The sequence below is a fragment of the Pseudomonas lalucatii genome (genome assembly GCF_018398425.1).
Lineage (GTDB): Bacteria > Pseudomonadota > Gammaproteobacteria > Pseudomonadales > Pseudomonadaceae > Aquipseudomonas > Aquipseudomonas lalucatii.
In genome coordinates, this window is the sequence record NZ_JADPMV010000001.1 from 1915887 (window position 1) to 1941417 (window position 25531).

Consider the following 25531-nt stretch of genomic DNA (forward strand, 5'->3'; position numbering starts at 1 on the left):
GCAAAAGCCGTCGAAGGGGCGGCGGCGCTATTGTCCAGGCAAAAAAAGAGGGCCGCAATGCGGCCCTCTCGTTCAGCGTGACAGTCGCCCGCTATCAGACACCCGAGGCTTCCGCCGCGGCGACGTCCTTGATCGATAGCTTGATCCGGCCGCGGTTGTCCACGTCCAGCACCAGGACCTTCACTTCCTGGCCTTCCTTGAGCACGTCGGTGACCTTCTCGACGCGCTGATCGCTCAGCATCGAGATGTGCACCAGGCCGTCCTTGCCCGGCAGGATGTTGACGAAGGCGCCGAAGTCGACGATGCGCTCGACCTTGCCGACGTAGATCTTGCCGATCTCGGCCTCGGCGGTGATGCCCAGCACGCGCTGACGCGCGGCCTCGGCCGCTTCCTTGGTCTCGCCGAAGATCTTGATGGTGCCGTCGTCCTCGATGTCGATGGAGGCCTTGGTCTCCTCGCAGATGGCGCGGATGGTGGCGCCGCCCTTGCCGATCACGTCGCGGATCTTGTCCTGGTCGATCTTCATCGCGATCATGGTCGGCGCGTTGGCCGACAGCTCGCTGCGCGACTGGGCGATCACCTGGTTCATCTGGCCGAGGATGTTCAGGCGCGCTTCCAGGGCCTGGCCCAGGGCGATTTCCATGATCTCTTCGGTGATGCCCTGGATCTTGATGTCCATCTGCAGCGCGGTGACGCCCTTGGCGGTACCGGCGACCTTGAAGTCCATGTCGCCCAGGTGGTCTTCGTCGCCGAGGATGTCGGTCAGCACGGCGAACTTCTCGCCTTCCTTGACCAGGCCCATGGCGATACCGGCCACCGGCGCCTTCATCGGCACGCCGGCGTCCATCAGCGCCAGGGAGGCACCGCAGACCGAGGCCATGGAGGACGAACCGTTGGATTCGGTGATTTCCGAGACCACGCGGATGGTGTAGGGGAACTCGTCGGCGCTCGGCAGCATGGCCGAGACGCTGCGGCGGGCCAGGCGGCCGTGACCGATTTCGCGACGACCGGCGCCGCCCATGCGACCACACTCACCGACCGAGAACGGCGGGAAGTTGTAGTGCAGCATGAAGGGGTCCTTCTTCTCGCCTTCCAGGGTATCGAGCAGCTGGGCGTCGCGGGCGGTGCCGAGGGTGGCGACCACCAGGGCCTGGGTCTCGCCACGGGTGAACAGCGCCGAACCGTGGGTCTTGGCCAACACGCCGACCTCGATGGCCAGCGGGCGCACGGTGCGGGTGTCGCGGCCGTCGATGCGCGGCTGACCGTTGACGATGTTCTCGCGCACGGTGCGGTACTCGATCTCGCCGAAGGCCTCCTTGACCTCGCCAGCGCTCGGCTGGCCTTCTTCGCCGGACAGCTTGGCCACGGCCTGGTCACGCAGTTCGCCCAGACGGTTGTAGCGATCCTGTTTGACGGTGATGGTGTAGGCCTTGGAGATTTCCGCGCCGAACTCGCCACGAATGGCGTTCAGCAGTGCGGTGTTCTCCGCCTTCGGCTGCCAGTCCCAGGTCGGCTTGCCGGCTTCGGCGGCCAGTTCCTTGACGGCCTGGATCACCGACTGGAACTCCTGGTGGGCGAACAGCACGGCGCCCAGCATCTGGTCTTCGGTCAGCTCCTTGGCTTCCGACTCGACCATCAGCACGGCGTCTTCGGTACCGGCCACGACCATGTCCAGGCTGGAGGCCTTGAGCTGCTCGTAGGTCGGGTTCAGCAGGTAGCCGGTGCTCTCGTGGAAGGCCACGCGGGCGGCGCCGATCGGGCCGTCGAAGGGAATGCCGGAGACGGCCAGGGCGGCCGAGGTGCCGATCATCGCGGCGACGTCCGGGTCGGTCTTCTTGCTGGTGGAGACCACGGTGCAGACGACCTGCACTTCATTCATGAAGCCTTCCGGGAACAGCGGACGGATCGGTCGGTCGATCAGGCGCGAGGTCAGGGTTTCCTTCTCGGAAGGACGGCCTTCGCGCTTGAAGAAGCCACCGGGGATCTTGCCCGCGGCGTAGGTCTTCTCCTGGTAGTGCACGGACAGCGGGAAGAAGCCCTTGCTCGGGTCGGCGGTCTTGGCACCGACCACGGTCACCAGCACGCTGACGTCGTCGTCGACGGTGACCAGCACGGCGCCGGAAGCCTGACGGGCGATGCGGCCAGTCTCGAGGGTGACGGTCGACTGACCGAACTGGAATTTCTTGATTACCGGGTTCACGGTGTTTTCCTTCTCTCTGTTGCCTTTGGGGAAATCTGGATGGTGCGAAATTCGTGGGCAGTCGCGGGAGTCGGACCCGCTCCTGTCCAAAATGCATCGGGCTGAAACGCAAAAGCTGGAAGCGGGGACCAGCCCCACTTCCAGCTTCGGCATTCAGCTGCGCGCCAGCATTGCTTAGCGACGCAGACCCAGGCGACCGATCAGGGCGCTGTAACGACTGGTGTCCTTGCCCTTCAGGTAGTCCAGCAGCTTACGACGCTGGTTAACCATGCGGATCAGACCACGACGGGAGTGGTGGTCCTTGCCGTTGGCCTTGAAGTGGCCTTGCAGCTTGTTGATGTTGGCGGACAGCAGGGCTACCTGCACTTCCGGGCTACCGGTGTCGCCTTCAGCTTGCTTGTAGTCGTTAACGATCTGGGCTTTTTCTTCAACGCTGAGTGCCATGTGGGCATCCTCTCAGTTAGGAAACTGCTGCAGAACAACAGTTCCAATAGGCCGGGAATCGCTTCCCGTGTTTTAAAAGGAGGAATGACCGTGCCTATTAACAGCCACCCTCGATGTGGACGATCGGACCTCGAGAGATTCGACCGCCCGCTACGGTCATACCGACCGAATCAAGCGACGCGGCGCGATGCGCCCGTCTTCGCTCACTTCACCGATACCGATGAAGCGGCCATTGTGATCTTGCACCCGCACCATGCCGAACTTCGGCGCCTCCGGTGCCCGTACCGGCTGCCCCTGCAGCCAGTAGAACGCGCTGTGCTCGGAGAACTGCAGCAGCGGCCAGTGGTGCAGGCCGCTGTCGACCGGCAGCAGGAAGCGGTCAAGCGCCTCGTTGCCGCCGTCGGCATGGGCCTGCTCCAGCTCTTCCAGGCTGACGGTCTGCGCCAGGGCGAAAGGGCCGGCCTTGGTCCTGCACAGTTCCGCGACATGGGCGCCGCAGCCGAGTAACCGGCCGAGGTCCTCGACCAGGGTGCGGATATAGGTGCCCTTGCTGCACTCCACCGCCAGGCGCGCCTGCTCCGCCTCGCAGGCCAGCAATTCCAGGCGCGCAATAGTAACAGAACGCGCCTCGCGCTCCACTACCTCGCCGGCGCGCGCCAGCTTGTACAGCGGCTGGCCATCGCGCTTGAGCGCCGAGTACATGGGCGGTATCTGACTGATTTCACCGCGAAATTGCGGCAGCAGCGCCTCGATTTCGGCGCGACCAACGGTCACCTGCTGGCGCTCGAGCACCTCGCCCTCGGCGTCGCCGGTGCTGGTGGTCACCCCCAGCTGCATCAGGGTCTCGTAGCCCTTGTCGGCATCCAGCAGGTACTGGGAGAACTTGGTCGCCTCGCCGAAGCACAGCGGCAACACGCCGGTGGCCAGGGGGTCGAGACTGCCGGTGTGGCCGGCCTTCTCGGCATTGAGCAACCAGCGCACCTTCTGCAGCGCCGCGTTGGAGCTGAAGCCGCGCGGCTTGTCCAGCAGGATGATGCCGTTGACCTGACGACGGATACGCTTTACCTGGGCCACGGCTTACTCCTCGGCCTTGCCGGTATCGTGCTGGCTGTCTTCCGCCACCGCACGATCGATCAGGGCCGACAGGTGGGCGCCACGGCTGACGCTCTCGTCGTAATGGAAGCGCAATTGCGGCACGCTGCGCAGCTTCATGGCCTTGCCCAGCTGCATGCGCAGGAAACCACCGGCGTCGTTGAGCACCTTGAGGCTCTGGGCGACGTGATCGACGCCGTCATCGGCGGCCATCACGGTGATGAAGATCTTCGCGTGGCCGACGTCGCGGCTGACTTCCACGGCGGTGATGGTCACCAGCCCCAGGCGCGGGTCCTTGACCTCACGGCGAATCAACTGCGCCAGCTCGCGCTGCATCTGGTCGCCGATACGCTGGGTCCGGCTATAGTCTTTTGCCATCTCTACTACCTTCCACTCGCCGCGACGCGTCGAAAGGCATCGGGCTCAAAAGCGGCAAACGCCCGGCCGCGCAGAAGCGGGGCCGGGCGTTGCATGTTGCGACCCGCGCCTTTACAGGCTGCGCGCCACCTGGACTTTCTCGAACACTTCGATCTTGTCGCCGACCTTGACGTCGTTGTAGCTCTTCACCGCGATACCGCACTCCATGCCGGCCCGCACTTCGGACATGTCGTCCTTGAAGCGGCGCAGGGACTCCAGTTCGCCTTCGAAGATCACCACGTCGTCGCGCAGTACGCGGATCGGACGGTTACGGTGCACCACGCCCTCGACGACCATGCACCCGGCCACCGCGCCGAACTTCGGCGAGCGGAACACGTCGCGGACCTCGGCGATGCCCAGGATGTTCTCCCGCACGTCGCTGCCCAGCATGCCGGTGAGGGCCTTCTTGACGTCCTCGATGATGTCGTAGATGACGTTGTAGTAACGCATGTCCAGGCCTTCCTGCTCGACGATCTTCCGGGCGCCGGCATCGGCGCGCACGTTGAAGCCGAACAGCACGGCGTTGGAGGCCAGCGCCAGGTTGGCGTCGGATTCGGTGATACCACCGACGCCGCCACCGACCACGCGCACCTGCACCTCGTCGTTGCCCAGGCCGCTGAGCGAGCCCTGCAGGGCCTCCAGCGAACCGCGCACATCGGACTTGAGGACGATGTTGAGGGTCTTCTTCTCGTCCTGGCCCATGTTCTCGAAGATGTTTTCCAGCTTGCCGGCGTGAGCACGGGCCAGCTTGACCTCGCGGAACTTGCCCTGGCGGAACAGTGCGACTTCGCGGGCCTTCTTCTCGTCGGCGACCACAGTCATCTCGTCACCGGCCTCCGGCGTGCCGTCCAGACCGAGGATCTCGACCGGAATCGACGGGCCGGCTTCCTTCACCGGCTTGCCATTCTCGTCGAGCATGGCGCGAATGCGGCCGTAGTTGGAGCCGACCAGCACCATGTCGCCCTGACGCAGGGTACCGTCCTGTACCAGCACGGTCGCCACCGGACCACGGCCCTTGTCCAGACGCGACTCGACCACCACGCCACGGCCCGGGGCCGACGGCGTGGCCTTGAGTTCGAGCACCTCGGCCTGCAGCAGAACGGCTTCGAGCAGGTCTTCGACGCCGGTACCGAGCTTGGCGGAGACATGCACGTAGGGGGCATCGCCGCCCCACTCTTCCGGGATCACATCCAGTGCGGCCAGGCCGTTCTTGATGTTGTCCGGGTTGGCATCGGGCTTGTCGATCTTGTTCACCGCGACCACGATCGGCACGCCAGCGGCTTTCGCATGCTGCACGGCCTCCTGGGTCTGCGGCATCACGCCATCGTCGGCCGCCACCACCAGGATGACGATGTCGGTGGCCTGGGCACCACGGGCACGCATCTGGGTAAAGGCAGCGTGGCCGGGGGTATCGAGGAAGGTGACCATGCCACGGTCGGTTTCCACGTGATAGGCGCCGATGTGCTGGGTAATGCCGCCGGCTTCGCCCGCAGCCACCTTGGCGCGACGGATGTAGTCGAGCAGCGAGGTCTTGCCGTGGTCGACGTGCCCCATCACGGTCACCACCGGCGCCCGGGAAATCGCCTCACCCTCGAACTTGAGGGAAGCAGCCAGCTGCTCCTCGAGGGCGTTGTCGCTGACCAGCTTGACCTTGTGGCCCAGCTCTTCGGCGATCAGCTGCGCGGTTTCCTGATCCAGCACCTGGTTGATGGTCACCGGGGTGCCCATCTTGAACATGAATTTGATCACCTCGGCGGCCTTCACCGACATCTGCTGGGCCAGCTCGCCGACGGTGATGGTCTCGCCAATCGCCACTTCGCGGACGATCGGCCCGCTCGGGCTCTGGAAGCCGTGCTGGTTACGCTTCTTCAGCTTGGACTTGCCACGGCCGCCGCGGCGGAAGCCGTCGCTCTCTTCGTCGACGGTACGCGGCGCGACGCGCGGCGCCGGCGCCTTTTCCTTGACGGTCGGACGGTGCTGAGTGGTCTTGCGCTCGCCGCGACGGTCGTCGTCGCTGCGCACCTTGTCGGGGCGACGAGGCTCGTCTTTCTTGCGCTCTTCGACCACGGGCGCGGCTACCGGCAGCTCGACCACGGTCGCGGAAACCGGCGCAGGCGCGCTGTCCTCGGTTTTCGCGCTGGCAGCCTTGAGCTTGGCCTCTTCCTCGGCGCGACGCTTGGCCTCTTCCTCGGCCTTCAGGCGCGCGGCTTCGGCAGCGGCACGCTGCTCGGCAAGCTCGCGCTGCTTCTCGGCTTCGATCTCTTCGGCGCTGCGCTTGACGAAGGTCTTCTTCTTGCGCACTTCCACGCTGATGGTCTTGCTGCCAGCCACCCGCAGGGTGCTGGTGGTCTTGCGCTGCAAGGTGATCTTGCGCGGCTCTTCAACTTTATCGCCATGGCTGCTCTTGAGGTGCGCGAGCAGGGCTTGCTTCTCGTTATCGGTGACAACTTGCTCGGCACTGCTGTGCGGCAAACCCGCCTCTCGCATCTGCTGCAGCAGGCGCTCTACCGGTGTGTCGACCACTTGGGCCAGTTCTTTCACCGTGACTTGCGACATGCATTTCTCTCCTCAGGCCGTAAAACTTACTCGAACCAGTGGGCTCGGGCGGCCATGATCAGCTTGCCGGCACGCTCTTCGTCGATGCCGTCGATGTCGAGCAAGTCGTCAATCGACTGCTCGGCCAGGTCTTCGCGGGTAATCACACCGCGCACTGCCAGTTCCTGCGCCAGGCCCTTCTCCATACCCTCGAGGGAGAGCAGGTCTTCGGCCGGGTGGGCGTCTGCCAGCTTTTCTTCTGTGGCGATGGCCTTGGTCAGCAGGCGATCTTTTGCCCGCGCCCGCAGCTCGTTGACGATCTCTTCGTCGAAACCGTCGATGCTGAGCATCTCCTCCATCGGCACATAGGCGATCTCTTCCAGGCTGGTGAAACCTTCCTCCACCAGTACCTGGGCCAGCTCTTCGTCGACTTCCAGCTCGTCGATGAAGCGCTGCAGGATGTCGCCAGTCTCTGCCTGCTGCTTGGCCTGGATGTCCGCCTCGGTCATCACGTTCAGCGTCCAGCCGGTCAGCTGGCTGGCCAGGCGGACGTTCTGACCACCACGGCCGATGGCCTGGGCCAGGTTGTCTTCGGCGACGGCGATGTCCATGGCATGGGCATCCTCGTCGACGATGATCGCCGCCACTTCCGCCGGCGACATGGCGTTAATGACGAACTGCGCCGGGTTCTCGTCCCACAGGACGATGTCCACACGCTCGCCACCCAGCTCGCCGGATACCGCCTGCACGCGCGAACCGCGCATGCCGATACAGGCACCCTGCGGATCAATGCGCTTGTCCTTGGAGCGCACGGCGATCTTGGCGCGCGAGCCCGGGTCCCGGGAGGCGGCCATCACCTCGATCAGCTCCTCGGCGATTTCCGGCACTTCGATGCGGAACAACTCGATCAGCATCTCAGGGGCAGTACGCGACAAAATCAGCTGCGGACCGCGATTTTCGCTGCGGATTTCCTTGAGCAGTGCGCGCAAACGGGCACCGACACGGAAGGTTTCGCGCGAAATGATGTCTTCGCGAGCCAGCAGGGCCTCGGCGTTGTTGCCGAGATCGACGATGACGCTGTCGCGGGTGACCTTCTTCACGGTACCGGAGATGATTTCGCCAAGACGTCCGCGATAGGCCTCGACGACCTGCGCCCGCTCGGCCTCGCGCACTTTCTGCACGATGACCTGCTTGGCGGTCTGCGCGGCGATGCGACCGAACTCGATGGATTCGATCTTCTCCTCGATGACGTCACCGACCTTGGCGTTGGCTTCACGAGCCCGCTCCATGTCCGTGGTCAGCTGGTGCGCCGGGTCCTCGAACTCTTCTTCTTCGACCACTGTCCAGCAGCGGAAGGTCTCGTAGTTGCCGGTCAGACGATTGATCGCCACCCGCAACTCGACTTCGTCCTCAAAACGCTTCTTGGTCGCCGTGGCCAGGGCCAACTCCAGCGCCTCGAAAATCACGCTGGCCGGCACGCCCTTCTCGTTGGACACCGACTCAACAACCAGCAGTACTTCTTTGCTCATCGTACGCCTCGCCTTTCGCAATCCATTGGATCCGCGGGATCCGCGTCTCAATCAAACCGGGGGATAACATTGGCCTTGTCGATCGAGTCGATCGGCAACAGGAACTCGTGGTCATCCACCTGCACCACCACATCCTGCTCCTCCACACCGCGGAGAAGACCCTGAAAGTTGCGGCGCCCTTCGAACGGCGAGCGCAGCTTGATTTTCACCTGTTCGCCGACAAAGCTGGCAAATTGCTCCAGCGTGAACAGCGGCCGATCCATACCCGGCGAAGACACCTCCAGGGTGTACTCCGCGCTGATCGGATCCTCGACATCGAGGACACCACTGACCTGCCGACTGACCTTCTCGCAATCGTCAATCAGAACGCCGTTGGCATGATCGATATAAATACGCAGCAGCGAATGCCGCCCTTGCGACAGGAACTCGATACCCCAGCATTCATAGCCGAGTGCCTCGACTACCGGGGCCACCAAGGCCTGCAACTGTTCTAGCTTGCTCGACACCTGAACCCCTCGCGCATGCTGTGCAAATAAAAAATGGGCGAAACGCCCATCCCTTCGATTCGGCTCAAGAGGCCGAAAAACCTGTCTCCCAGCTAGCAAAAAGCCCCTTGAAAGGGGCTCCGCTGCTACTGGTTGCGGGGGCTGGATTTGAACCAACGACCTTCGGGTTATGAGCCCGACGAGCTACCAGACTGCTCCACCCCGCGTCAAAGCTGGGGCCGAAGTATACGGCCGAACCCCCAAAGGGGTCAACCGAAGCTCCAGCAACAAGAAGACCCGCATGTAGCGGGCCTGCTTGAAAATTGGTACCGAGGAGGGGACTCGAACCCCTACAGCCTATGGCCACTACCACCTCAAGGTAGCGTGTCTACCAATTCCACCACCTCGGCAAAATCGCTTGCAACCTCTACCGCTTTTTACTGCTCTGGAGCCTGAGGTACGTCAGCCGCATCGACCGCCGCTTTTTGCTCTTCGAGCACCGGCACATCTTCAGCCGCCGGCCTTTCTTGCTGCACTTCCTCAACCGCCGCTGCCGGCAGCCCAACCTGGCCCAATGTATCGGCCTTTTGGTTAGCAAAGAACGCTAAACCCAAGCTGGTTAAGAAAAAAGCGGTGGCGAGTATAGCAGTAACGCGACTCAAAAAGGTAGAGGAACCTTGGCTACCGAAAACGGTAGCAGAAGCACCCGAACCAAAAGACGCGCCCGCATCGGCACCCTTGCCCTGCTGCAACAGCACCAGCGCGACCACACCGATCGCACCCAGCAGATGAAGAACTACTACGACTGTTTCCAGCATGTTTTCAGTTTCCCGCGGCGCGACAGATCGCACCGAACTCATCCGCATTCAGAGAGGCTCCACCCACAAGCCCCCCATCGATATCCGGCATGCCGAACAACTCGGCTGCATTGGCGGCCTTGACGCTGCCGCCATAAAGAATCCTCACCGCCGCGGCCACCTCGGCGTCGTGCGCAGAGAGCTGCGCACGAATGGCGGCATGCACCTCTTGCGCCTGCTCCGGCGAGGCCGTCAGCCCGGTACCTATCGCCCAGACCGGCTCGTAGGCCACCACTGCCCGGGCAAATACACCGATTCCCTGCGCATCGATCACCGCAGCCAACTGACATCGCACCACCGCCAGGGTCTCACCGGCCTCCCGCTGCTCCAGGGTTTCCCCCACACAGAGCACCGGAATCAAGCCGCAAGCCTGGGCCGCAACAAACTTGCGTACCACACACTCGTCGGACTCTCCCAGCAGCTGACGACGCTCGGAGTGCCCAACCAGCACCAGCGTACAGCCAGCATCCTGCAACTGGCTGGCGGCGAGCTCGCCCGTCAAAGCCCCTTGCTGCGGCTCGACAGCGCAATCCTGAGCACCTACCACCACACCCGAGCCTGCGAGCCCATCGACCACCTGGACCACATGCAGACTCGCGGGACACACCGCAATCTCCACACCGGCAGGCAGCACCTGCCGGCGAAGACCTTCGATCAGCTCTGCGACGCTGGCGCGGGTACCGTGCATTTTCCAGTTACCAGCAACCAGGGGGCGACGCATGCTTTACCTCGTCGGTCAAAGAGGGCGCAGATGTTACCCAACAGCTTCCGAGCTGGCAAGCCGAATCAAGCACATACTTCGGCAACAACCTTAGCCAATTCATCGGCATAGCCGCGCACCTGACCCTCATCGTCGCCCTCGACCATTACCCGCACCAGCGGCTCGGTGCCGGACTTGCGCAGGAGCACGCGCCCGCGCCCCGCCATGCGCTCGGTCACCCGAGCACTGGCATCCTGCACGGCCGGATGCTCGAGCGGATCCGCACCGCCGGCGAAGCGCACGTTCAGCAACACCTGCGGGCACTTGCGCATTCCCTGGCGGGCCTCGGCCAGGCTCTGCCCGCGACGCTTGAGGGCAAGCAGCACCTGCAGCGCGGCGATGACCGCATCGCCGGTGGTGGTGTGCTGGAAACAGACCAGATGCCCGGAATTCTCCCCGCCGAGCTGCCAATTGCGCGCCAGCAGTTCGGCTATCACGTAGCGGTCGCCGACCTTGGCACGCACAAAGGGAATTCCCAGATCGGCGCATGCCAGTTCCAGACCGAGATTGCTCATCAGAGTGCCGACCACGCCCCCCTGCAGCTTGCCCCGCTCCTGCAGGTCGCGAGCGATGATGAACAGCAGTTCGTCGCCATCCACCAGGGCGCCGGTATGATCGACCATCAACACCCGGTCGGCATCGCCATCGAAGGCGATACCCAGGTCAGCCTGCTGAGCGACCACCTCGGCCTGCAGCGCATCCATATGGGTCGAACCGCAGCCGTCATTGATATTGAGCCCGTTGGGCTGCGCGGAAAGCACCGACACCTGGACACCGAGCTCGCGGAACACGCTGGGCGCGACCTTGTAGGCGGCCCCATGGGCGCAGTCGACGACCAGCTTCAGACCGGAGAAATCGGTGCTGCTCGGCACACTGGCCTTGCAGAACTCGATGTAGCGCCCCGCCGCGTCATTGATCCGCGTCACCTTGCCCAACTGCTCGGACTCCACCACCGTCATCGGCGTATCGAGCAACTCCTCGATCATCAATTCCACCTCGTCCGGCAGCTTGGTGCCCTGCCCCGAGAAGAACTTGATGCCGTTGTCGTGGTGCGGGTTGTGCGAGGCACTGATGACGATGCCCGCTTCCGCATGGAAAGTGCGGGTCAGGTAGGCGATCGCCGGCGTCGGCATGGGCCCCAGCAGCATCACGTCGGCGCCGGCGGCCAGCAGTCCGGCCTCCAGGGCCGACTCGAACATGTAGCCGGAAATCCGCGTGTCCTTGCCGATCAGGATGCGACACTTGCCCTGCTTGCGAAACGCCATGCCGGCCGCCCAACCGAGCTTGAGCATGAAGTCCGGCGTGATGGGGAACTCGCCGACGCGCCCACGGATGCCGTCGGTACCAAAATATTTTCTAGCCATATCCCGCTTCCTTCTGAATTATTCGGCCGCTTCGACTGCGGCGATCATGCGCACCACGTCCACCGTCTCGGCCACGTCGTGGACCCGCAGAATCCGTGCACCCTTGATCAGGGCCAGCGCCGCCAGCCCCAGACTGCCATACAGCCGCCCGCCCACCTCGTGGCCGAGCACCCGGCCGATCATGCTCTTGCGCGAGACACCGACCAGAAGCGGTCGCCCCAGGTCGTGCAACGACTCCAGGCGCTTGAATAGGCTGAGATTGTGCTCCAGGGTCTTGGCGAAACCAAAGCCCGGATCGAGGATCACCCGCTCGGCGGCAATACCAGCCGTCGCGCAGGCCGCCAGGCGCCCGGCGAGAAACTCGCGCACCTCGAGCAGGATGTCGGCATAGCAGGGGTCCTGCTGCATGGTGCCGGGCTCGCCGCGCATGTGCATCAGGCACACAGGCAAGCCGCTGGCCGCGGCCGCCTCGAGGGCGCCATCGCGCCGCAACGAGCGCACATCGTTGATCAGCCCGGCGCCCAGGCGCGCCGTCTCGCGCATGACTGCCGGCGTCGAGGTATCCACCGAGACGATCACATCGAGCTCGGCGGCGATGGCCTCGACAACCGGGGCCACCCGATCCAGCTCCTCGGCGGGCGACACCGCCTGCGCCCCGGGGCGGGTCGACTCGCCGCCGACATCCACCAGGGTCGCCCCGGCGCGCACCATCGCCGCCGCATGGCGGAGCGCGGCGTCGCGCTGACTGAAGCGGCCACCATCGGAGAAGGAGTCAGGGGTTACGTTGAGGATGCCCATCACGTGCGGACGGGCCAGATCGAGAAACCGGCTGCCACAGGGCAGCCGGCTCGAGCCTTGCGATAGAGACATTGGCAACCTTAATGCTCGGCGGCGGGACCACCAATAGGCTTCTCGGGACTGTCGGCCTCGTCGGCCTTGGCCGCGGGCGTGCCGCTGCTGTCGCCACCGCCCCAGCCCTTCGGCTCACGCGGCGTACGACCATTCATGATGTCGTCGATCTGCTCGGCATCGATAGTCTCGTACTTCATCAGCGCCTCGGCCATGGCGTCGAGCTTGTCGCGGTTCTCCTCGAGCAGGCGCTTGGCGGTGCCATAACACTGGTCGATGATGCTGCGTATCTCCATGTCGATCATCTTCGCCGTGTCGGCCGATACGTTGCTGTGCTGGGTACCCATACTGCGACCGAGGAACACCTCGCCTTCATCCTCGACATACATCAGCGGGCCGAGCTTTTCCGACAAGCCCCACTTGGTCACCATGTTCCGCGCCAGCTGGGTGGCCCGCTGGATATCGTTGGACGCCCCCGTGGTCACGCCCTCGAAGCCCAGGGTCATCTCCTCGGCGATACGCCCACCGAACAGGGAACAAATCTGACTGCTCAGCGCACGCTTGCTCAGGCTGTAGCGATCCTCTTCCGGCAGGAACATGGTCACGCCCAGGGCGCGACCGCGCGGAATGATCGACACCTTGTAGACCGGGTCGTGCTCCGGCACCAGGCGCCCGACTATGGCGTGACCGGCCTCGTGGAACGCAGTGTTGAGCTTTTCCTTTTCGGACATGACCATGGTCTTGCGCTCGGCGCCCATCATGATCTTGTCCTTGGCCAGCTCGAACTCCCTCATTTCCACCAGGCGCTTGCCGGCGCGGGCGGCGAACAGCGAAGCCTCGTTGACCAGGTTGGCCAGGTCGGCACCGGAGAAGCCCGGGGTACCACGGGCGATGACCGCAGGGTTGACGTCCTCGCTCATCGGCACCTTGCGCATATGCACTTTCAGGATCTGCTCGCGGCCGCGGATATCCGGCAGGCCGACCACCACCTGACGGTCGAAGCGTCCCGGTCGCAGCAGCGCCGGGTCCAGCACGTCGGGACGGTTGGTGGCGGCGATGACGATCACGCCGTCGTTCATCTCGAAGCCGTCCATCTCCACCAGCAGCTGGTTGAGGGTCTGCTCGCGCTCGTCATGCCCACCGCCCATGCCGGCACCGCGGTGGCGACCGACCGCATCGATCTCGTCGATGAAGATGATGCACGGCGCGTGCTTCTTCGCCTGCTCGAACATGTCGCGCACGCGGGAGGCGCCGACGCCGACGAACATCTCGACGAAGTCGGAACCGGAAATGGTGAAGAACGGCACCTTGGCCTCGCCGGCGACCGCCTTGGCCAGCAGGGTCTTACCGGTACCCGGCGAGCCGACCATCAGCACGCCGCGCGGGATGCGCCCGCCGAGGCGCTGGAACTTGCCCGGGTCGCGGAGGAACTCCACCAACTCGCTGACCTCTTCCTTGGCCTCGTCGCAACCGGCGACGTCGGCGAAGGTGGTCTTGACCTGATCCTCGGACAGCAGGCGCGCCTTGCTCTTGCCGAAGCTCATGGGCCCGCCCTTGCCGCCGGCGCCGCCCTGCATCTGGCGCATGAAGAACATGAACACGGCGATGATCACCAGGATCGGGAAGCTGGCGACCAGCAACTGGGTCCAGATACTCTGCTGCTCCGGCTGCTTGCCGACGATCTCGACATTGTTGTCGATCAGGTCCTTGATCAGGCCGTTGTCCTGGATCGCCGGGCGCACGGTCTCGAACGACGACCCATCGATGCGCACGCCATTGATCGTGTAGCCGTCAACGGTGACCCGCTGAACCCGGCCATCCTGGACCTGCTCGATGAAGTCCGAGTAGTTGAGCTTGTTCGTCTCGCTGGGGCTGGAGAAGTTGTTCATCACCGTGACCAAAACAGCGGCGATGATCAGCCACAGGATCAGATTCTTTGCCATGTCGTTCAATTAGCTACCCTCTGAAGCAGGCCCCGTGCGCAAGCGTGCTTCGCATGACGACCAGTTATGTACCGATCTAACTTACTACACTACGCCTGCAGCTGGCAGACGCGGTCTGTAACCCTTTATTTGGCGCCGGCAGCGCCCACCGCCGAGCACTCTGCCTCCAAGGGGGTTGGACTGACAATCCCGCCTTTGGTTGCATCGGACTCAGGCACCGCGAAAGCCGCGGGCCAGCAGGTACTGCTCGCGGGAGCGGTCACGGGACGACAGCGGCTTGCGCATCTGCACCTTGTCGAACATCTCGCGCACCTGCTTGTGGTACAGGTCGAAGCCCTCGCCCTGGAAGATCTTGATCAGAAAATCGCCGCCCGGGCGCAACACCCGCCCGGCCAGGTCCAGAGCCAGCTCGCACAGGTACATGGCGCGCGGCTGGTCGGCCGCCCTTACCCCACTCATATTGGGGGCCATGTCGGAAATCACAAGGTCCACCGGGTTGCCGCCGATCGCCTCGAGGATCCGGGTGAACACCGCATCCTCGGTGAAGTCGCCCTGGATGAAGGTGACGTCCGGGATGCTGTCCATCTCCAGGATATCGGAGGCGATCAGCGTGCCCTTGTCGCCGATCAGCCGGCTGGTTACCTGGGACCAGCCGCCGGGCGCGGCGCCGAGGTCGACCACCGTCATACCCGGGCGCAGGATGCGGTCCTTCTCCTGGATCTCCAGCAGCTTGTAGCTGGCGCGGGAGCGGTAACCGTCCCTCTGCGCCATTTTGACGTAGGGATCGTCGAAGTGTTCTTTCAGCCAACGGGGGCTGGTCTTGGAACGGGCCACACGGCACCTCTTGTACGGGTCGTGAATAACTGGGCGGGCCCGAAGGCGCTCGGGTAAACTAGCCGCCGCTTTTTACCAGATCAGACGCAGGGGTCAGATTATGCCGCTCACTCAGGAGCAGAAGAAACAATACAAATCTATCGGCCACCACCTGAAACCGGTATTGATCGTGGCCGACAATGGTTTGACCGAGGGCGTGCTGGCCGAGCTGGAGCGCGCGCTGAACGATCACGAACTGATCAAGGTACAGCTGCGCATCACCGAACGCGAGGACCGCCTGGCCGCGATCGACGAGCTGTGCAAGGCCGCCAGAGGCGAGCTGGTGCAGGTCATCGGCAAGATGGCGCTGATCTACCGCAAGAACCCCAAGCCGAACAAGAACCTGTCCAATATCAGCCGCTTCCAGGGCTGACCGCGCGCCGGCCGGAGCCTCGACGCCTCCGGCCCGCCCCGCGGATCAGGTGCGCCGCATCGGCACCGGCTGCAGCACCAACAGCAGGCCACAGAAGGCCAGCGCCAGGTAGCTGAACGACAACCAGCGCTGGGCATCCGGGCACCACTGGCGCACCACGAAATAACCGCCCGCCATCAGCAGCACCGTGACCAGCAACTGTCCACGGATATCGCGCCACAGACTCGCCAGGCGCTCCACCCGCACCAGTACCAGCAGCTGCAGCACGGCGCAGCAAGCCGTCAGGCCGATCAGCAGCGCAGCCAGCGCCGAGCCAATCTCCTCGATCAGCAGCGGCGCCAGGCCCAACGCGGCTAAGGCCGGCAGCACCAGGAAGTACAGCAGCCAGAGGCCACCGACCCAGAGCGTCTGGGCCAGCAGCCAGCCGATCGCAGCGGCGTTCAGTGCCTGACGCCTAGATATGGCGAACCTCGACGATCTCGTACTCGACCAGACCGCTCGGGGTGTTCACCGCCACCACGTCGCCCTCTTCCTTGCCCACCAGGGCGCGGGCGATGGGCGAGCTGACCGACAGCTTGCGCTGCTTGATGTCCGCCTCGTCCTCGCCGACGATCTGGTAGGTCACGCTCTCGTCGGTTTCGACGTTGGCGATCTCCACCGTGGTGCCGAAGATCACCTTGCCGGTGTGGGCGATGCTGGTCACGTCGATGATCACGGCGTTCTGCAGGCGCCCCTCGATGTCGCGGATACGCGCCTCGACCATGCCCTGCTGCTCGCGGGCGGCATGGTATTCGGCGTTTTCCTTGAGGTCGCCCAGCTCACGGGCGGTGCCGATGTCCTGGCTGAGCTTCGGCCGGACGACCTTGGTCAGATGGGCCAGCTCTTCTTCCAGGGCGCGGGCGCCCTGGACGGTCATGGGGTACTTGGTCATGCCTTGATTCCTGCATGGAGATCCTGCAGCCGGCGCACGGTCTTCTCGGGACCGAACTTGAGCGCCTCGCAGATCGCCTGCCCCGCCGCGATGGTGGTGGTGCAGTAGATCTTGTGCTGCAGGGCGTTACGACGGATCGAGTAGGAGTCGGCGATGGACTGACGCCCCTCGGTGGTATTGATGATCAGGGTGACTTCATCGTTCTTGATCATGTCGACGACGTGCGGACGCCCCTCGGTCACCTTGTTGACGCGGCGCACCGGCAGGCCGGCCGCCTCGATGACCCGGGCGGTGCCCGCGGTGGCGACCACCTCGAAGCCCAGCTCGATCAGGTCGCGGGCGACCTGCACGGCGGCCGGCTTGTCGTCTTCGCGCACGCTGATGAAGGCGCAGCCGCTGTTCGGCAGGATCTCGCTGGCGCCCAGCTGGGCCTTGGCGAAGGCCTCGCCGAAGCTGTCACCGACCCCCATCACCTCGCCGGTGGACTTCATCTCCGGGCCGAGGATGGGGTCGACGCCGGGGAACTTGGCGAAGGGGAACACCGCTTCCTTGACGCTGTAGAACGGCGGAATGATTTCCTCGCCATAGCCGGCCTCGGCCAGCGACTTGCCCGCCATGACCCGGGCCGCCACCTTGGCCAGGGACTCGCCGACGCACTTGGAGACGAACGGCACCGTACGCGAGGCGCGCGGGTTGACCTCGATGACGAAGATATCCTCGCCCTGCACCGCCATCTGCACGTTCATCAGGCCGACCACGCCGAGCTCCAGGGCCATCTTCTTGACCTGGTCGCGGATCTCGTCCTGGATGTGCTTGGGCAGCGAGTAGGGCGGCAGGGAGCAGGCCGAGTCACCGGAGTGCACGCCGGCCTGCTCGATGTGCTGCATGATCGCGCCGATCACCACGGTCTCGCCGTCGCACACCGCGTCCACGTCCACTTCGATGGCGCAGTTGAGGAAATGATCCAGCAGCACCGGGCTGTCGTTGGAGACCTTCACGGCCTCGCGCATGTAGCGCTTGAGCTCGTCTTCCTGGTAGACGATCTCCATGGCGCGACCGCCGAGCACGTAGGAGGGACGCACCACCAGCGGATAGCCGATGGTCTTGGAGTGGGCCAGGGCCTCGTCCTCGCTGCGCGCGGTGGCGTTGGCCGGCTGGCGCAGGCCGAGGCGCTGGACCATCTGCTGGAAGCGCTCGCGGTCTTCGGCGCGGTCGATGGCATCCGGGCTGGTGCCGATGATCGGCACGCCGGCCTCTTCCAGGGCGCGGCAGATCTTCAGCGGGGTCTGCCCACCGTACTGCACGATCACGCCCTTCGGCTGCTCGACGCGGACGATTTCCAGCACGTCTTCCAGGGTCACCGGCTCGAAGTACAGGCGGTCGGAGGTGTCGTAGTCGGTGGAGACGGTTTCCGGGTTGCAGTTGACCATGATGGTCTCGTAGCCGTCCTCACGCATCGCCAGGGCCGCGTGCACGCAGCAGTAGTCGAACTCGATGCCCTGGCCGATGCGGTTGGGGCCGCCGCCGAGGATCATGATCTTGTCGCGGCTCGACGGATTGGCCTCGCACTCTTCCTCGTAGGTCGAGTACATGTACGCGGTGTCGGTGGCGAACTCGGCGGCGCAGGTGTCGACGCGCTTGTACACCGGCAGCACCTTGAGCTTGTGGCGATGGCTGCGCAGGGTCTTCTCGGTCACGCCGAGCAGCTTGGCCAGGCGGATATCGGAGAAGCCCTTGCGCTTGAGCCTGTACATCGAGTCGCGATCGATGGCCGACAGCGCCTGGGTCTTGATGCCCTCCTCGTCCTTGATCAGGTCCTCGATCTGCACCAGGAACCACTCGTCGATGCGGGTCAGCTCGAAGACCTCCTCGATGGTCTTGCCCGCACGGAAGGCGTCCGCCACGTACCAGATGCGATCGGCGCTCGGCACGGTCAGCTCACGGCGCAGGGTGCTTTCGGCTTCCGGATCGTTGAGGTCGAGCTTCTCGTCGAAGCCGGCGACACCGACCTCCAGGCCACGCAGGGCTTTCTGCAGGGACTCCTGGAAGGTGCGGCCGATGGCCATGACCTCGCCCACGGACTTCATCTGGGTAGTCAGGCGGGCGTCGGCCTTGGGGAACTTCTCGAAGGCGAAACGCGGGATCTTGGTGACCACGTAGTCGATGGCCGGCTCGAACGAAGCCGGGGTGCGGCCACCGGTGATGTCGTTGGACAGCTCATCGAGGGTGTAGCCCACCGCCAGCTTGGCGGCGATCTTGGCGATCGGGAAACCGGTGGCCTTGGAGGCCAGGGCCGAGGAACGCGACACCCGCGGGTTCATCTCGATCACCACCATGCGCCCGGTGTTCGGGCAGATGCCGAACTGCACGTTGGAGCCGCCGGTTTCCACGCCGATCTCGCGCAGCACCGCCAGCGAGGCGTTGCGCAGGATCTGGTATTCCTTGTCGGTCAGGGTCTGCGCCGGGGCGACGGTGATGGAGTCGCCGGTGTGCACGCCCATCGGGTCGAAGTTCTCGATGGCGCAAACGATGATGCAGTTGTCCTTCTTGTCGCGGACCACCTCCATCTCGTATTCCTTCCAGCCGATCAGCGACTCGTCGATCAGCAGCTCGCTGGTCGGCGACAGGTCGAGACCGCGGGCGCAGATTTCCTCGAACTCTTCCCGGTTGTAGGCGATGCCGCCGCCGGTGCCGCCCATGGTGAAGCTCGGCCGGATGATGCAGGGGAAGCCGACCTTCTCCAGCACGCCGTAGGCTTCTTCCATGCTGTGGGCGATGCCGGAGACCGGACAGGCCAGGCCGATGTCCTTCATCGCCTTGTCGAAGCGCGAGCGGTCCTCGGCCTTGTCGATGGTGTCGGCATTGGCGCCGATCATCTCGACGCCGAATTTCTCCAGCACGCCGTGGCGCTCCAGGTCCAGGGCGCAGTTCAGCGCGGTCTGGCCGCCCATGGTCGGCAGCAGGGCGTCCGGACGCTCCTTCTCGATGATCTTGGCCACGGTCGACCACTTGATCGGCTCGATATAGGTGGCGTCGGCCATGGCCGGGTCGGTCATGATGGTGGCCGGGTTGGAGTTCACCAGGATGACGCGGAAGCCTTCTTCCTTCAGCGCCTTGCAGGCCTGGGCGCCGGAGTAGTCGAACTCGCAGGCCTGGCCGATGACGATCGGGCCGGCGCCGAGGATCAGGATGCTTTTGATGTCTGTACGTTTTGGCATGTTCTTTACTCGAATCCTTGGGTCAGTCGGCGAGTCATCTTGAGAGCTACTGCGCGCCGCCTGGGCTGCGTTGCGCGGTACTCACTTCCTCGCCGTACTGCATCTACTGTCTCGTCGTTGCGTTCCGGACGCCTTGCCCAGACCGCGCTCGCTACACTCTCCAGACCACTCGTTTACTGGCGCTTGGCCATGGCTTCGATGAAGCGGTCGAACAGCGGCGCGACGTCGTGCGGGCCCGGGCTCGCCTCGGGGTGGCCCTGGAAGCTGAAGGCGACCTTGTCGGTGCGCTCGATGCCCTGCAGGGTGCCGTCGAACAGCGATTTGTGGATGGCGCGAACGTTGCCCGGCAGGCTGCTCTCGTCCACGGCGAAGCCGTGGTTCTGGCTGGTGATCATCACCACGCCCGAATCGAGGTCCTGCACCGGGTGGTTGGCGCCGTGGTGGCCGTGGCCCATCTTCAGGGTCTTGGCGCCGGAGGCCAGGGCCAGCAGCTGATGGCCGAGGCAGATGCCGAACACCGGAATATCGGTCTCGAGTACGTCCTTGATGGCCTGGATCGCGTAGTCGCAGGGCTCGGGGTCACCCGGGCCGTTGGACAGGAACACGCCGTCCGGGCTCAGGGCCAGCACCTCGCTGGCCGGGGTCTGCGCCGGCACCACGGTCAGGCGGCAGCCGCGTGCCACCAGCATGCGCAGGATGTTCAGCTTGACGCCGTAGTCGTAGGCCACCACATGGTAGGGCAGTTCGGCGGCCGGGACCTGCGGATGGCAGTCGCCCTTCAGCTCCCAGGTGCTCTCGCGCCACTCGTAGCGCTCGGTGCAGCTGACCACCTTGGCCAGGTCCATGCCCTTGAGGCCGGGGAAGCTGCGCGCCAGCTCCAGGGCCTTCTCCTCGGTGGCGTCGGCACCGGCGAGGATGCAACCGTTCTGCGAGCCCTTCTCGCGCAGGATACGGGTCAGGCGACGGGTGTCGATGCCGGCGATGGCGACCGTACCGTTCTCCTTCAGGTACTCGTCCAGCGGCTGCTTGTTGCGCCAGTTGCTGGAAGTCAGCGGCAGGTCGCGGATGATCAGGCCGGCGGCCCAGACCCGATTGGACTCGGCGTCCTCCGGCGTGGTGCCGGTGTTGCCGATGTGCGGATAGGTCAGGGTGACGATTTGCTGGGCATAGGAGGGATCGGTGAGGATTTCCTGATAGCCGGTCATGGCGGTATTGAACACCACCTCTCCAATAGTATGGCCATCGGCACCGATGGCCTCGCCGCGAAAAATGCTGCCGTCAGCAAGGGCGAGTATGGCTGGCTTAGTCAAGAAGACCTCCCGTCGATCAAGGCTTGAAGCAAACGCAGATTGTAAAAAAGCGGGATGACGTATCGACCGTCACCCCGCTTTTTTATCTGATTCATTCTGCGTAACTTTTAGTGGACACACTAAAGCGGGAAGCTTACAGGAAGGTGGCTTTTCGGTCCACCCGCAGATAAGCCTCCGATCTCTCCCGCCGCACCTCAGTCGAGCCCCAGCACGTCCTGCATGTCGTACAGGCCGGCGGCGCGTCCCTGCAGCCACAGGGCCGAGCGCACCGCCCCCTTGGCGAAGGTCATGCGACTGGAGGCCTTGTGGGTGATCTCCACCCGCTCGCCGTCGGCGGCGAACAGCACGGTGTGGTCGCCGACCACGTCGCCGGCGCGCACCGTGGCGAAGCCGATGGTCTCGCGCTCGCGGGCGCCGGTCTGACCCTCGCGCCCATAGACCGCGACCTTCTGCAGGTCACGCCCCAGGGCGCTGGCCACCACCTCGCCCATGCGCAGGGCGGTACCGGACGGCGCATCGACCTTGTGCCGATGATGGGCCTCGATGATCTCGATATCCACCTCGTCGCCGAGCACCCGCGCCGCGGTATCCAGCAGCTTCAGGCAGAGGTTGACGCCGACGCTGAAGTTGGCGGCGAAGACGATCGGGATCTGCTTGGCCGCATCATGCAGCAGCTGCTTCTGCTCTGGCGTGAAGCCGGTGGTGCCGATGACCATGGCCTTGCCGGCCTGGCGGCAGATCTCCAGGTTCTTCAGGGTCACCGAGGGGTGAGTGAAGTCGATCAGCACATCGAACTCGTCCAGCACCGCGGCCAGTTCGCCGCACAGCGCCACGTCGAGCCTGCCGAGCCCGGTCAACTCGCCGGCATCGGCGCCGACCAGGCTGCTGTCCGGACGGTCGACCGCCGCACGCAACTCGGCGCCCTCGGCCTGCTGCACCGCCTCGATCAGGGTCTTGCCCATGCGCCCGGCGGCGCCCATCACTGCAATACGCTGCATATCTACAAGCTCCAAGCTGGAAGCCCGAAACCGGCCCGGGGAGCATACCCCGGGCCCGGTCGGTTATTTACAGATCGCCGAAGAAGCGCTTGACGCCCTCGAACCAACCATTGGCCTTGGGCGAGTGGGAGCTGTCGCCCGCCAGGGACTGCCTGAATTCCTCGAGCAGCTCGCGCTGGCGCCGATCCAGATGGACCGGGGTCTCCACCGCGACCCGGCACATCAGGTCGCCGGCACCGCCGCCACGCACCGGCGCCACGCCCTTGCCGCGCAGGCGGAACAGCTTGCCGGTCTGGGTGCCCTCGGGAATCTTCAGCTTGACCCGGCCGTCCAGGGTCGGCACCTCCAGCTCGCCGCCCAGCGCCGCGTCGGCGAAGCTGATCGGCACCTCGCAGTACAGGTGCTTGCCGTCACGCTGGAAGATCGAGTGCTCGCGCACGTTGACCACCACGTAGAGGTCGCCGGCCGGACCACCCATGGCGCCCGCCTCGCCCTCGCCGGACAGACGGATGCGATCGCCGGTATCGACACCGGCCGGCACCTTCACCGACAGGGTCTTGTGCTCTTCCACGCGGCCATGGCCATGGCAGCTGCCGCAGGGGTCGGTGATCATCTTGCCGTTGCCGTGACAGCGCGGGCAGGTCTGCTGCACCGAGAAGAAGCCCTGCTGCATGCGCACCTGGCCGATACCGCCACAGGTGGTACAGGTCACCGGACTGGTGCCCTTCTTGGCCCCCGAGCCATCGCAGGCCTTGCAGTTGACCAGGGTCGGCACGCGGATGGTCACCGTGGTGCCGCGCACCGCCTCCTCGAGGTCCAGCTCCAGGGTGTAGCGCAGGTCGCTGCCACGCTGGGCACCGCCACGCTGACCGCCACGGGCACCGCCGAAGAAGTCGCTGAACACATCGCCGAAGATGTCGGAGAAGTTCGCCCCACCGAATCCGGCACCGCCGCCCGCGCCCATGTTCGGGTCGACGCCGGCGTGACCGTACTGGTCGTAGGCGGCCCGCTTGCTGGCGTCGGACAGCACCTCGTAGGCCTCGTTGGCCTCCTTGAACTTCTCTTCCGACGCTTTGTCGTCGGGATTGCGGTCCGGGTGATGCTTCATCGCCAGGCGCCGGTAAGCCTTCTTCAGCTCGGCTTCGCTGGCGCCGCGCTCGACACCCAGCACCTCGTAATAGTCACGTTTAGACATAGATCCTCAACACCCTCAAATCGCCTCCTCCAGACACGCCAACGCGGGAGCAAGCCCCCGCGCGACGGTTCCTCCCCAACGCGACGCCTGTCGCGTCGGACGGAGCTGCTGGCAGCGGCCGCTCCCGGCGGCCTGCTGCATTTCCCGCATCCCTGCGGGTCACAAGCCTGCGCTTACTTGTTTTCCTTGACCTCTTCGAACTCGGCGTCGACCACGTCGTCACCGGCATTCTTGGCCTGTTCACCGCCCTCGGCGGAGGCGCCCGGCTGCGGCTGCTCGGCATACATCTTCTGCGCCAGCGGGGTGGTCGCCTCGGACAGGGCAGTCATCTTGGCCTCGATGGCCGCCTTGTCGTCGCCCTTCACCGCCACTTCCAGCTCGCCCAGGGCCTTCTCGATCGCCGCCTTCTCGTCTTCGGTGGCCTTGTCGCCCGCCTCGGTGAGCATCTTGCGGGTGGCATGCACCAGCTGGTCGCCCTGGTTGCGGGCGGTCGCCAGCTCCTCGAACTTGCGGTCTTCCTCGGCATTGGCCTCGGCGTCACGCACCATCTGCTCGATCTCTTCCTCGGACAGGCCGGAGTTGGCCTTGATCACGATGGACTGCTGCTTGCCGGTGGCCTTGTCCTTCGCGCCGACGTGCAGGATGCCGTTGGCGTCGATGTCGAAGGTCACCTCGATCTGCGGCACGCCGCGCGGCGCCGGCGGAATCTCGGCCAGGTCGAACTTGCCCAGCGACTTGTTCTGCGAGGCCTGCTTGCGCTCGCCCTGCAGCACGTGGATGGTCACCGCGCTCTGGTTGTCGTCGGCGGTGGAGAACACCTGGGACTTCTTGGTCGGGATGGTGGTGTTCTTCTCGATCAGCGCGGTCATCACCCCGCCCATGGTCTCGATGCCCAGGGTCAGCGGCGACACGTCGAGCAGCAGCACGTCCTTGACGTCACCGGCCAGCACCGCGCCCTGAATGGCGGCGCCCATGGCCACGGCTTCGTCCGGGTTGACGTCCTTGCGCGCTTCCTTGCCGAAGAACTCGGCGACGGTCTTCTGCACCAGCGGCATGCGGGTCTGGCCGCCGACCAGGATCACGTCGTGGATCGAACCGACGTCGATGCCGGCGTCCTTGAGGGCGATGCGGCACGGCTCGATGGTGCGCTGCACCAGATCCTCGACCAGGGATTCCAGCTTGGAACGGGAGATCTTCACGTTCAGGTGCTTGGGGCCGCTGGCGTCGGCGGTGATGTACGGCAGGTTGACGTCGGTCTGCTGGCTCGAGGACAGCTCGATCTTGGCCTTCTCCGCCGCTTCCTTCAGGCGCTGCATGGCCAGCGGGTCGCCCTTGAGGTTCATGCCGCTTTCTTTCTTGAACTCCTCGACGAGGTAGTCGATCAGGCGCAGATCGAAGTCCTCGCCACCGAGGAAGGTGTCGCCGTTGGTGGCCAACACTTCGAACTGGTGCTCGCCGTCGACCTCGGCGATCTCGATCACCGAGATGTCGAAGGTACCGCCACCCAGGTCATAGACGATCACGGTGTGGTCGCCCTTGGCCTTGTCCATGCCATAGGCCAGCGCCGCGGCGGTCGGCTCGTTGATGATGCGCTTGACGTCCAGACCGGCGATGCGCCCGGCGTCCTTGGTGGCCTGGCGCTGGCTGTCGTTGAAGTAGGCCGGCACGGTGATCACCGCCTCGGTCACCGCCTCGCCGAGATAGTCTTCGGCGGTCTTCTTCATCTTCTTCAGCACTTCCGCGGAGATCTGCGGCGGCGCCATCTTCTGGTCCTTGACCTGCACCCAGGCGTCACCGTTGTCGGCCTTGACGATCTTGTAGGGGACCATCTGGATGTCTTTCTGCACCACGTTCTCTTCGAAGCGACGGCCGATCAGGCGCTTCACCGCGTACAGGGTGTTGTGCGGGTTGGTCACCGCCTGGCGCTTGGCCGACTGACCGACGAGGATCTCGCCATCGTTGCTGTAGGCGATGATCGACGGCGTGGTGCGAGCGCCTTCGGCGTTCTCCAGCACCTTGACGCTGCCGTTTTCCAGAATGGAGACGCAGGAGTTGGTGGTCCCCAGGTCGATACCGATGATTTTGCCCATATTCACTCTCCCGAAACTTGGATATTCCCGCCGCCTCGCTTCGCCAGCCGCGGTAGCACTAAAACGCT

21 protein-coding genes and 2 tRNA genes are annotated in these 25531 nt (G+C 64.6%); 1 reads left to right on the forward strand and 22 read right to left on the reverse strand.

Annotation, left to right across the window (positions count from 1 at the left end; translation table 11 throughout):
* Positions 1–94 precede the first annotated feature (94 nt).
* The 15 genes from pnp to rlmE form a co-directional block, all read right to left on the reverse strand.
* A complete protein-coding gene (gene pnp, locus I0D00_RS08720) occupies positions 95–2200 on the reverse strand; it encodes a polyribonucleotide nucleotidyltransferase (RefSeq protein WP_213639330.1) in 2106 nt (701 codons plus the stop codon).
* A 174-nt stretch (positions 2201–2374) separates the two neighbouring features.
* On the reverse strand, positions 2375–2644 hold the full coding sequence (gene rpsO, locus I0D00_RS08725; RefSeq protein WP_042554902.1) for a 30S ribosomal protein S15: 270 nt from the start codon (positions 2642–2644) through the stop codon (positions 2375–2377).
* A 156-nt stretch (positions 2645–2800) separates the two neighbouring features.
* Positions 2801–3718: a tRNA pseudouridine(55) synthase TruB gene (truB, locus tag I0D00_RS08730; RefSeq protein ID WP_213639331.1), complete on the reverse strand. Its 918-nt coding sequence runs from the start codon at positions 3716–3718 to the stop codon at positions 2801–2803.
* A 3-nt stretch (positions 3719–3721) separates the two neighbouring features.
* Complete coding sequence (rbfA, locus tag I0D00_RS08735) at positions 3722–4114, reverse strand: 30S ribosome-binding factor RbfA (protein WP_213639332.1); 393 nt, start codon at positions 4112–4114, stop codon at positions 3722–3724.
* 111 nt (positions 4115–4225) lie between these two features.
* Entirely contained in the window at positions 4226–6709 is a 2484-nt protein-coding gene (gene infB / locus I0D00_RS08740; protein WP_213639333.1) for a translation initiation factor IF-2, read from the reverse strand.
* Between the two features lie 26 nt (positions 6710–6735).
* Positions 6736–8217: a transcription termination factor NusA gene (gene nusA / locus I0D00_RS08745; protein ID WP_213639334.1), complete on the reverse strand. Its 1482-nt coding sequence runs from the start codon at positions 8215–8217 to the stop codon at positions 6736–6738.
* Between the two features lie 47 nt (positions 8218–8264).
* Positions 8265–8723 carry a ribosome maturation factor RimP gene (gene rimP, locus I0D00_RS08750; protein WP_213639335.1) on the reverse strand — a complete coding sequence of 153 codons (459 nt, stop codon included), beginning with the start codon at positions 8721–8723 and terminating at the stop codon, positions 8265–8267.
* A gap of 129 nt (positions 8724–8852) precedes the next feature.
* Positions 8853–8929, reverse strand: a tRNA-Met gene (locus I0D00_RS08755).
* 97 nt (positions 8930–9026) lie between these two features.
* A tRNA-Leu gene (locus I0D00_RS08760) sits at positions 9027–9112 on the reverse strand.
* 27 nt (positions 9113–9139) lie between these two features.
* The gene (gene secG, locus I0D00_RS08765; protein WP_213639336.1) at positions 9140–9520 is read right to left on the reverse strand and encodes a preprotein translocase subunit SecG; all 381 of its coding nucleotides are present in this window, start codon (positions 9518–9520) and stop codon (positions 9140–9142) included.
* A gap of 4 nt (positions 9521–9524) precedes the next feature.
* A complete protein-coding gene (tpiA, locus tag I0D00_RS08770) occupies positions 9525–10280 on the reverse strand; it encodes a triose-phosphate isomerase (RefSeq protein WP_213639337.1) in 756 nt (251 codons plus the stop codon).
* Positions 10281–10345: 65 nt separating this feature from the next.
* Positions 10346–11683: a phosphoglucosamine mutase gene (gene glmM / locus I0D00_RS08775; RefSeq protein ID WP_213639338.1), complete on the reverse strand. Its 1338-nt coding sequence runs from the start codon at positions 11681–11683 to the stop codon at positions 10346–10348.
* A gap of 18 nt (positions 11684–11701) precedes the next feature.
* On the reverse strand, positions 11702–12553 hold the full coding sequence (gene folP / locus I0D00_RS08780; RefSeq protein ID WP_213639339.1) for a dihydropteroate synthase: 852 nt from the start codon (positions 12551–12553) through the stop codon (positions 11702–11704).
* Positions 12554–12561: 8 nt separating this feature from the next.
* Positions 12562–14475, reverse strand: coding sequence for an ATP-dependent zinc metalloprotease FtsH (gene ftsH / locus I0D00_RS08785; protein WP_213639340.1), 1914 nt, complete (start codon positions 14473–14475; stop codon positions 12562–12564).
* A 210-nt stretch (positions 14476–14685) separates the two neighbouring features.
* Positions 14686–15309 (reverse strand): 23S rRNA (uridine(2552)-2'-O)-methyltransferase RlmE, encoded by a 624-nt coding sequence (rlmE, locus tag I0D00_RS08790; protein ID WP_213639341.1) that lies wholly within the window; start codon positions 15307–15309, stop codon positions 14686–14688.
* Between the two features lie 100 nt (positions 15310–15409).
* Here rlmE and yhbY point away from each other — a divergent pair, with 100 nt between their 5' ends.
* Positions 15410–15721, forward strand: coding sequence for a ribosome assembly RNA-binding protein YhbY (gene yhbY, locus I0D00_RS08795; RefSeq protein ID WP_213639342.1), 312 nt, complete (start codon positions 15410–15412; stop codon positions 15719–15721).
* A gap of 45 nt (positions 15722–15766) precedes the next feature.
* On the opposite strand, the gene I0D00_RS08800 is transcribed toward yhbY, so the two are convergent.
* The 7 genes from I0D00_RS08800 to dnaK form a co-directional block, all read right to left on the reverse strand.
* Complete coding sequence (locus I0D00_RS08800) at positions 15767–16165, reverse strand: DUF4149 domain-containing protein (protein ID WP_213640255.1); 399 nt, start codon at positions 16163–16165, stop codon at positions 15767–15769.
* 10 nt (positions 16166–16175) lie between these two features.
* On the reverse strand, positions 16176–16652 hold the full coding sequence (gene greA, locus I0D00_RS08805; protein ID WP_213639343.1) for a transcription elongation factor GreA: 477 nt from the start codon (positions 16650–16652) through the stop codon (positions 16176–16178).
* Entirely contained in the window at positions 16649–19870 is a 3222-nt protein-coding gene (carB, locus tag I0D00_RS08810) for a carbamoyl-phosphate synthase large subunit (RefSeq protein WP_213639344.1), read from the reverse strand. Before carB ends, greA begins: the two co-directional genes overlap by 4 nt.
* A gap of 173 nt (positions 19871–20043) precedes the next feature.
* On the reverse strand, positions 20044–21180 hold the full coding sequence (gene carA / locus I0D00_RS08815; protein ID WP_213639345.1) for a glutamine-hydrolyzing carbamoyl-phosphate synthase small subunit: 1137 nt from the start codon (positions 21178–21180) through the stop codon (positions 20044–20046).
* A 194-nt stretch (positions 21181–21374) separates the two neighbouring features.
* Positions 21375–22178: a 4-hydroxy-tetrahydrodipicolinate reductase gene (dapB, locus tag I0D00_RS08820; RefSeq protein WP_213639346.1), complete on the reverse strand. Its 804-nt coding sequence runs from the start codon at positions 22176–22178 to the stop codon at positions 21375–21377.
* A 67-nt stretch (positions 22179–22245) separates the two neighbouring features.
* On the reverse strand, positions 22246–23373 hold the full coding sequence (gene dnaJ, locus I0D00_RS08825; protein ID WP_213639347.1) for a molecular chaperone DnaJ: 1128 nt from the start codon (positions 23371–23373) through the stop codon (positions 22246–22248).
* Positions 23374–23546: 173 nt separating this feature from the next.
* Positions 23547–25463 (reverse strand): molecular chaperone DnaK, encoded by a 1917-nt coding sequence (dnaK, locus tag I0D00_RS08830; RefSeq protein ID WP_213639348.1) that lies wholly within the window; start codon positions 25461–25463, stop codon positions 23547–23549.
* Positions 25464–25531: the final 68 nt, after the last annotated feature.